At 60.2% G+C, this 6,805-nt stretch carries 6 protein-coding genes and 1 rRNA gene; 4 read left to right on the forward strand and 3 right to left on the reverse strand.

Features of this window, described 5'->3' with window-relative positions; all coding sequences use genetic code 11:
* Positions 1 to 12 precede the first annotated feature (12 nt).
* Positions 13 to 438, reverse strand: a complete 426-nt coding sequence (gene hemJ / locus JV241A_RS01930) for a protoporphyrinogen oxidase HemJ (RefSeq protein ID WP_115085056.1) — start codon at positions 436 to 438, stop codon at positions 13 to 15.
* Between the two features lie 143 nt (positions 439 to 581).
* On the opposite strand from hemJ, the gene argC reads away from it, so the two are divergent.
* Positions 582 to 1,616, forward strand: coding sequence for an N-acetyl-gamma-glutamyl-phosphate reductase (gene argC / locus JV241A_RS01935; protein ID WP_115085057.1), 1,035 nt, complete (start codon positions 582 to 584; stop codon positions 1,614 to 1,616).
* A 158-nt stretch (positions 1,617 to 1,774) separates the two neighbouring features.
* Complete coding sequence (gene erpA / locus JV241A_RS01940; RefSeq protein ID WP_010221479.1) at positions 1,775 to 2,125, forward strand: iron-sulfur cluster insertion protein ErpA; 351 nt, start codon at positions 1,775 to 1,777, stop codon at positions 2,123 to 2,125.
* Between the two features lie 57 nt (positions 2,126 to 2,182).
* Here erpA and JV241A_RS01945 read toward each other — a convergent pair whose 3' ends face one another.
* Positions 2,183 to 3,274, reverse strand: coding sequence for an anhydro-N-acetylmuramic acid kinase (locus tag JV241A_RS01945; RefSeq protein WP_134061280.1), 1,092 nt, complete (start codon positions 3,272 to 3,274; stop codon positions 2,183 to 2,185).
* 3 nt (positions 3,275 to 3,277) lie between these two features.
* The gene (locus tag JV241A_RS01950; protein WP_134061281.1) at positions 3,278 to 4,699 is read right to left on the reverse strand and encodes a peptidoglycan DD-metalloendopeptidase family protein; all 1,422 of its coding nucleotides are present in this window, start codon (positions 4,697 to 4,699) and stop codon (positions 3,278 to 3,280) included.
* 210 nt (positions 4,700 to 4,909) lie between these two features.
* Here JV241A_RS01950 and tyrS point away from each other — a divergent pair, with 210 nt between their 5' ends.
* Both tyrS and JV241A_RS01970 read left to right on the forward strand, forming a co-directional pair.
* Complete coding sequence (tyrS, locus tag JV241A_RS01960; protein ID WP_115085060.1) at positions 4,910 to 6,109, forward strand: tyrosine--tRNA ligase; 1,200 nt, start codon at positions 4,910 to 4,912, stop codon at positions 6,107 to 6,109.
* A 584-nt stretch (positions 6,110 to 6,693) separates the two neighbouring features.
* A 16S ribosomal RNA gene (locus JV241A_RS01970) occupies positions 6,694 to 6,805 on the forward strand; the annotation flags it as partial.

Here is a 6,805-nt window from a genome sequence, read left to right on the forward strand (position 1 = left end):
TATGGGCTTAGGTTAGAACGGTTTGACCACCACCAGAATTACCACGGCCAGCAGGACCAGCACCGGCGCTTCATTGAACCAGCGGTAGAACACATGGCTGCGTTTGTTTTCGCCACGGGCGAAGCGCTTGAGCTGCGCGCCGCACATATGGTGATAGCCGATCAGCAACACCACCAGGGTGAGCTTGGCGTGCATCCAGCCCTGGCTGAGAAAGCCCGGGGTAAGGCTCAGCAGCCAGATGCCGAAGACCAGGCTGGCGATCATCGCTGGCAGCATGATGCCGCGGTACAGCTTGCGCTCCATGATCACGAAGCGCTCCTGGCTGATGCTGTCCTGGCTTTGTGCGTGGTAGACGAACAAGCGCGGCAGGTAAAACAGGCCGGCGAACCAGCAGACTACGCTGACGATATGCAGCGCTTTGATCCAGAGAAAAAGCATGGGGTTGAGTTCCTTCAGGGTTCACGGTCGTCAGATAGTAGAGGCTAGGGGGGGCCGCGAGCCATCGCAACAGTTGTGGGCGTGTTTCAGCGCCCCTATTATCGTGGGCTTTCCTGTTGGTTCGTTGAGAAGGGGCACGCGTTATGGTCAAGGTCGGTATCGTTGGCGGCACGGGTTACACCGGGGTCGAGCTGCTGCGTCTGTTGGCACAGCATCCACAGGCCGAGGTGGCGGTGATCACCTCGCGCTCCGAAGCCGGCCTGGCGGTTGCCGATATGTACCCGAACCTGCGCGGTCACTACGACGGTCTGGCCTTCAGTGTGCCGGACGTGAAGACCCTGGCTGCCTGCGACGTGGTGTTCTTCGCTACCCCGCACGGTGTCGCCCATGCCCTGGCGGGCGAGTTGCTGGCCGCTGGCACCAAGGTCATCGACCTGTCCGCTGACTTCCGCCTGCAGGATGCCGATGAATGGGCCAAGTGGTACGGCCAGCCCCACGGTGCGCCAGAGCTGCTCAAGGACGCGGTGTACGGCTTGCCTGAAGTGAATCGCGAGCAGATTCGCCAGGCGCGCCTGATCGCCGTGCCGGGTTGCTACCCTACCGCTACCCAGTTGGGCTTCCTGCCACTGCTCGAAGCCGGTATCGCCGATGCCTCGCGCCTGATCGCCGACTGCAAGTCCGGTGTCAGCGGCGCCGGTCGTGGCGCGGCGGTTGGTTCGCTGTTCTGTGAGGCGGGCGAGAGCATGAAGGCCTACGCGGTCAAAGGGCACCGTCATCTGCCGGAAATCACCCAGGGCCTGCGCCGTGCAGCGGGTACTGATGTCGGCCTGACCTTCGTGCCGCACCTGACCCCGATGATCCGCGGTATCCATTCGACCCTGTACGCGACCGTCGCCGATACCTCGGTCGATCTGCAGGCGCTGTTCGAGAAACGCTATGCCGATGAACCGTTCGTCGACGTAATGCCGGCTGGCAGTCACCCGGAAACCCGCAGCGTGCGCGGCGCCAACGTTTGCCGGATTGCCGTGCACCGTCCGCAAGGCGGCGACCTGGTCGTGGTGCTGTCGGTGATCGACAACCTGGTCAAGGGCGCGTCGGGGCAGGCGGTACAGAACCTCAACATCCTCTTCGGCCTGGACGAGCGCATGGGGCTTTCCCACGCCGGCCTGCTGCCTTAAACGGTAGGTTTCAAGCTGCAAGTCAAAGGCGGACGCGATCCGCTTATAGCTTGCAGCCAACCCCTTGCAGCTTTTGTATTGTTGACCGCTTTTCTCGGAGAAGCGGATAATGCGCGTCATCACGCATTATGGCGGCATAGCGCCGGGAGATAGTCAGCATGAGCGTCGAATCCTTCACCCCTGTGGCATTGCAGTTCACTGAGGGTGCAGCGCACAAGGTGAAGACCCTGGTCGATGAAGAAGGCAATGATCGCCTGAAGTTGCGAGTATTCGTGACCGGCGGCGGTTGCTCGGGTTTTCAGTACGGTTTCACTTTCGATGAAGATGTTGCCGAGGACGACACCATCGTCGAGCGCGAAGGCGTGGCCCTGGTGGTCGATCCGATGAGCTTTCAGTACCTGGCAGGAGCCGAGGTGGATTACCAGGAAGGCCTGGAAGGCTCGCGTTTCGTCATCAAGAACCCGAACGCCACCACGACCTGTGGTTGCGGCTCTTCGTTCTCGATCTGATCGCAAGGGCAGTACCGCAAACGCCGCGCCGATGCGCGGCGTTTTGCTATCTGCGGTTTATGCCGGGTAGATCGCGCCCAGCACCCGCAGGCCACGAGCAGCAGTGACGCTGGGGCGGTTGGCGGGGATGTGCTCCAGGCAGCAGTGGGCCAGCCAGGCGAAGGCCATGGCTTCGACCCAGTCAGGGTCGACCCCGCAAGCGGCAGTGCTGCTGACCCGGGCGTTGGGTAGCAGCGTTGCCAGACGCTGCATCAGCACGCTGTTGTGCGCGCCGCCACCGCAGACCAGCAAGGCCTGGGTATCGTCCTGCGCCGCCTGCAACGAGCTGACGATACTGTGGGCGGTCAGCTCCAGCAGGGTGGCCTGCACGTCTTCATCCCGATAGCCCGGCTGAGACGCAAGATGCTGGTTCAACCAAGGCAGGTTGAACACTTCGCGGCCGGTACTTTTCGGCCCGGTACCGGCGAAGAACGGGTCACTGAGTTGGGAGGCGAGCAAACCGGGGATCACCTGGCCGGTGCCAGCCCAGGCACCGTCGGTGTCGTAGCTGTGGCCCTGTTTCTGCTGGATCCAGGCATCGAGCAGCACGTTACCCGGCCCGCAATCGAAGCCGCTGACTTGCTTGTCCTGTTCGATCAGGCTGAGATTGCTGAAACCGCCGACGTTGAGCACTGCCAGGCGTTGGCCCTGGTGGGCGAACAGCGCTTCGTGGAAGGCCGGTACCAGCGGCGCACCCTGGCCGCCAGCAGCAACGTCGCGGCGGCGAAAGTCGCTGACTACGCTGATGCCGGTGAGCTCGGCCAGCAACGCCGGATTGCCGATCTGCACGGTGAAACCGCGCGCCGGTTCGTGACGAATGGTCTGGCCATGGCTGCCGATGGCGCGAATGGCCTCAGGCTTGAGGTCTTGGGCGGCCAGCAGGTGCTGGATGCCTTCGGCGGCAAGGCGCACCCACTGGTTCTCTGCCAGGGCTGCGCGGGCGATCTCGTCAGGCCCGCTGGCGCACAGGTCCAGCAGGTCCTGGCGCAGGCTGGCGGGCATGGGAATGTAATGGGTAGCGAGCAGCTTGAGGTGCTGCTCCTGTTCGATCAAGGCGATGTCCAGGCCATCGAGGCTGGTCCCGGACATCACACCCAGATAGAGCGGCATTGCTTAACGCTTGCTCGAGGCGAGCAGGGTGGCCTTTTCCTGCTCCATGCGCGCGACCAGTGGCTGGCTTTGCTGCAGGAAACGCTGGCGCTCGGCCTTGGCGATCGGGTCGGCCATTGGCAGCTTCTGCCCGAGCGGGTCGACGTGTACGCCGTTGACCTGGAACTCGTAGTGCAGGTGCGGGCCGGTGGACAGGCCGGTGGTGCCGATGTAGCCGATGATCTGCCCTTGCTTGACGGAACCGCCGGTCTTCACGCCCTTGGCGAAGCCCTGCATGTGCCCGTACAGGGTCTGGTAGCGGTTGCCGTGCTGGATGATCACGGTGTTGCCGTAACCACCGCGGCGGCCCGCCAGCAGGACCTTGCCGTCACCGGCCGCCTTGATCGGCGTACCGCGTGGTGCTGCGTAGTCGACACCTTTGTGTGCGCGGATCTTGTTCAGGATCGGGTGCTTGCGGCCTGCCGAGAAGCGCGAGCTGATACGGGCGAAATCAACCGGAGTACGGATGAACGCCTTGCGCATGCTGTTGCCGTCGGCGGTGTAGTAGTTGGTGTTGCCCTGCTTGTTGGTGTAGCGCACTGCGGTGAAGCTCTTGCCGCGGTTGGTAAAGCGCGCGGACAGGATATTGCCGGTGCCGACGACCTTGCCGTTCATGACCTTCTGTTCGTAGATCACGTCGAATTCGTCGCCCTGGCGAATATCCTGGGCGAAGTCGATGTCGTAGCCAAAAATACGTGCCATATCCATGGTCAGATTGTGATTCAGGCCGGCGCGTTGGGCCGAGGCCGACAGCGAGCTCTTGATCACGCCATGAACATAGGCGGAACGCACCACTGGCTTGCTGATTTCACGGTTGAACGCGTAACCGTTTGCGCTCTTGGTCAGGCGAATGGTTTCGAGGTCGCTGAGCTTGCTGTGCAGGCTGGCCAACTGACCGTCCTTGTCGAGCTCGATCTGCAGCACTTGGCCGTGTTTGAGTTGGCTGAACTGCTTGGCCTGCTTGTTGCTGGTCAGCACTTCATGCACGGCGGTAGCCGGCAGGCCGACCTTGGCGAACAGGGTCGACAGGGTATCGCCACGGCTCACGGTAACTTCGCGGTGGCTTGGGTCCTTGCTGGCTGGCGCAGCTTCGGCAGCGGCAGGCGCCGGCTCGACCTTGGCGGTTTCGGTCGGTGCGGCGCTGTTGTCGATCTGCGCAAACGGCGAGGGCGCGGCGTCAGTGTTCTGGGTAAGTGGGGCGTCCTGTTCCTGCTTGAGTTGCTCGACCGGGCTTTCCAGCTCCAGGTTCAGGGTGGTTTTCTTGGCTTCGACCTCGCTGGATGGGAACACCAGCAAGGCCAGGCTGAGTAAGGCGGCGATGCCGCTGGCGGCCAACAGGTGGCTCTTCGGATAAAGCGGGGGCGCTTTAGGCGGTTCGTTGGTCATAGATGAATTGACTTTGAAATAGATGAAGTGGAAAAGATGAATGACATGATGAAGATGAAATAACTGTATAAAATATAACCAAATCCCCTTCAGCGCAAGCGCGCAGACGTCATCAGTCGGCTTCGAGGTCACACTCGGGGCAAAAACTTGTATTTGATGGCTGATCTTGTATGGTTGGGTCCCTTTGAATCTGAGCCTTGCGGGTCTGTTATGAAGTCGGTTGAAGAGCAGCTAGCGCTGATCAAGCGTGGAGCGGAAGAGGTACTGGTCGAGTCCGAGTTGGTCGAGAAGCTCAAGCGCGGGCAACCGCTGCGGATCAAGGCGGGTTTTGACCCGACTGCGCCTGACCTGCACCTGGGGCATACCGTCCTGATCAACAAGCTGCGCCAGTTCCAGGATCTGGGTCACCAGGTGATCTTCCTGATCGGTGACTTCACCGGCATGATCGGTGACCCGAGCGGCAAGAGTGCCACCCGTCCGCCGCTGACCCGCGAGCAGGTGCTGGATAACGCCGAGACCTATAAACAGCAGGTGTTCAAGATTCTCGACCCGGCCAAGACCGAAGTCGCGTTCAACTCCACCTGGATGGACAAGCTCAGTCCTGCCGATTTCATTCGCCTGGCGTCGCAGTACACCGTGGCGCGCATGCTTGAGCGCGATGACTTCGACAAGCGCTACACCACCAACCAGCCGATCGCGATCCACGAGTTCCTCTACCCGCTGGTGCAGGGCTATGACTCGGTGGCACTGAAGTGCGATGTCGAGCTCGGCGGTACCGACCAGAAGTTCAACCTGCTGATGGGGCGCGAGCTGCAGCGTGCCTACGGCCAGGAAGCGCAGAACATCGTGACCATGCCGTTGCTCGAAGGGCTCGACGGCGTGAAGAAGATGTCCAAGTCGCTGGGCAATTATGTCGGCATCCAGGAAGCCCCCGGAGTGATGTACAGCAAGCTCGTGTCGATTCCTGACACCTTGATGTGGCGCTACTTCGAGCTGCTGAGCTTCCGTTCCATGGAGGAGATCGAGCAGTTCCGTGCGGATGTTGCCAATGGCGCGAACCCGCGTGACATCAAGATCAAGCTGGCGGAAGAGATCGTTGCACGCTTCCATGGTGAGGAGGCTGCCGCCAATGCGCACCGCGCGGCAGGTAACCGTATGAAAGAGGGCGAGTTGCCGGAGGACCTGCCTGATGTCGAGGTTGCTGCGGCTGAAGGCTTGCCGATCGCTGCCGTGTTGAACCGGGCGGGCCTGGTGAAGAACTCGGCGATGGCGCGGGATCTGCTCAATGGCGGCGCCGTGAAAGTCGACGGTGCGGTGGTTGATCGCGACTTCATGTTTGCACTTGGTGCGACCCATGTGTGCCAGGCGGGCAAGAAGGCATTTGCCCGGGTTACCCTCAAGGCTGAGTAATCGCCTGCTGGTGTAGCTATATATATAGACGGGGAGGCCGGCAGGCCTCCCCGCTTTGTTTTTCAGCAATGTTAAGGTTTATTGAAATTAAGCCTTGACGGGCTTTCGAATCCCCTTATAATGCGCACCACTTCCGGCGCAGTCGGAACTGAAAACTCCTTGAGTTTCAAAGAGTTAGCGGTTCCAGGGTCATCCGGAAGGGCTTCGATCGAAAGATCGACAGCGGTGTAAAAGGCAGTTGACAGCGGTTTGAAACGCTGTAGAATTCGCCTCCCGCTGACGAGAGATCGCAGCGAGTCAAGTGGTTGAAGTTGAAAGAGAAATTCTGAAAAACTTCAAAATAAACGCTTGACAGACTCTGAGGAAAGCGTAGAATGCGCGCCTCGGTTGAGACGAAAAGCTCTTAACCAACCGCTCTTTAACAACTGAATCAAGCAATTCGTGTGGGTGCTTGTGAGTTCAGACTGATAGTCAAAAAGATTATCAGCATCACAAGTGGCTACACGAAAATCGAAAGATTTGAAAGTAAGTCATTTGAGATTGCTGAGCCAAGTTTAGGGTTTTCTCAAAACCCAAGCAGTATTGAACTGAAGAGTTTGATCATGGCTCAGATTGAACGCTGGCGGCAGGCCTAACACATGCAAGTCGAGCGGATGAGAAGAGCTTGCTCTTCGATTCAGCGGCGGACGGGTGAGT

The sequence above is a fragment of the Pseudomonas sp. JV241A genome, from assembly GCF_900275665.1.
GTDB classification, from domain to species: domain Bacteria; phylum Pseudomonadota; class Gammaproteobacteria; order Pseudomonadales; family Pseudomonadaceae; genus Aquipseudomonas; species Aquipseudomonas wadenswilerensis.

What these genes read in the sequence shown, in the direction of transcription:
- JV241A_RS01950 (WP_134061281.1), bottom strand. Translation starts at nt 4,699, where the DNA reads ATGACCAACGAACCGCCTAAAGCGCCCCCGCTTTATCCGAAGAGCCAC.
- JV241A_RS01945 (WP_134061280.1), bottom strand. Translation starts at nt 3,274, where the DNA reads ATGCCGCTCTATCTGGGTGTGATGTCCGGGACCAGCCTCGATGGCCTG.
- tyrS (WP_115085060.1), top strand. Translation starts at nt 4,910, where the DNA reads ATGAAGTCGGTTGAAGAGCAGCTAGCGCTGATCAAGCGTGGAGCGGAA.
- erpA (WP_010221479.1), top strand. Translation starts at nt 1,775, where the DNA reads ATGAGCGTCGAATCCTTCACCCCTGTGGCATTGCAGTTCACTGAGGGT.
- hemJ (WP_115085056.1), bottom strand. Translation starts at nt 438, where the DNA reads ATGCTTTTTCTCTGGATCAAAGCGCTGCATATCGTCAGCGTAGTCTGC.
- argC (WP_115085057.1), top strand. Translation starts at nt 582, where the DNA reads ATGGTCAAGGTCGGTATCGTTGGCGGCACGGGTTACACCGGGGTCGAG.